At 61.1% G+C, this 1,487-nt stretch carries 1 protein-coding gene; it reads right to left on the bottom strand.

Annotation, left to right across the window (positions count from 1 at the left end):
• Nucleotides 1-815: 815 nt before the first annotated feature.
• Nucleotides 816-1,487 (bottom strand): VC1465 family Xer recombination activation factor (locus HMPREF2984_RS07010; RefSeq protein ID WP_218969690.1); only part of this gene is annotated, 672 nt, incomplete at its 5' end.

The raw sequence follows: 1,487 nt of genomic DNA, 5'->3' as shown, positions 1-1,487 counted from the left end.
TCTTTTTCACTGAATTTCCTTCAATTAGACACCAATTGAAGACCGCTTTGCAAAGCGCGAATTAGCTCCTGCGAGGCGCAAGCAATTAGCCACGCGAGAACCAATAGGGGGAGGGCGCCATCGCTCAATTCGGGCACCGCTTTGCAGGGGCGCTTCGCCCCCTCCCTACGCTTCGCTCCGGCCCCCGAACAGCCCTCCAGGTGGCCTCGACCTCAAGTTGAGCCTTGAAGCTGGCACTGAGCTCAGCCACGGCCGCGAACAGAGTCCGCGCAAGCAGGTTAGGGTGGTGCTGCCCCACCCAGACCAACGCATCCTCAGGACTACGGAACGCAGCCCGCCACTGTTGAGGAAGTCCAGGCTCCCCCGACTCCAACACAGCCCGCAACTCAGCCCGGGCAATACACTCGCTATCAGCCATTTCAGCTCTCCTACAGTTGAACTTGGTTAGGCCCTCGGGCGTGCTCCAACACCCCCGGGGACCGACTTAATCAGCAGGTTTGGAGTCGACCTCCTTTCCGTCGACCAGAACGACGCCGGCACCGTCAGTCACATCGGACCAGACCTGCGCAGCGATCGCTGCGACATCGGCCTTGCGAGGCCTGCCGCGCTTCTTAGCAGGAGGAGCAGGCTCGACAGCAGGCGGCGCGGGAAGGGCGCCAGAACGCACCAGAAGCCCTTGGAGGAGCCCCGGGCTACCCGAGGAGCCATCAGGAGCAAAACGACGCTTGAAGGCCATCTCATAGCTGCGAGAGGACACACCTCGATTCAGAGCCTTCGTGGCCAACCGAGAACTACGCTTCATGAAGAGACCCCTGCTAGGTTAGTGGCCGCTGACGGCCTGCTACGTTATCGATAGCATCAGAGTGAGGCAGCACGCCAATCTGATAATTCCGTGTCCTAAAGTGTTTTAAGAACAAGTTAGGCGGCGCTGCGCGCCGCCCCGCGGGCTTCGCCTCCGCGTGGCCGGGCGCCGCGCCCGCCGCCTCGGGCATATCCCCGCAGGCGGGGCCCCTTCCCGAGACGTCGCGCGCCGCTCCCTGCGCCTGTATCAGCTGCTCGAGGGCGTTTGCACGGGCGTAGAGCGTCCTGAAGGATCGAGCCTGACGGACCAGGAGAGACCACCACGCACCATCCTGCGGCTCGAACCCGAAGCCCTCAGGTGTCCAGAGCTTGCCGCTGTGCATGTGCCATCCTGACCAACCTGGGAGCTCGAACCGGTTGAGAATCCGCAGCAGCTTGTAGGCCGAGTACGGCACGGCCGTCTTGCCTGAAAACCACGCATAGACCGTGCGCTCGGTGACCTGAAGAGTGCGAGCCACGTCAGGTACCTTTAGGCCAGCGTCCAGGCAAAGGACTTTGAAGCGGGCCGCAATAGCGGCTCGCTGACTGGTGTTCTTTTTGGGCGGTCGGCCATCGGGTCTTTTTGAACACAATGTGCACTTTTTGGAGGAATTCTTTTTCACTGAATTTCCTTCAATTAGACACCA

The sequence above is a fragment of the Streptococcus sp. HMSC066E07 genome (assembly GCF_001814695.1).
GTDB lineage: Bacteria > Bacillota > Bacilli > Lactobacillales > Streptococcaceae > Streptococcus > Streptococcus hominis.
The sequence above is the reverse complement of the archived record's forward strand: the minus strand, read 5'-3'. Positions and strand labels throughout refer to the sequence as shown.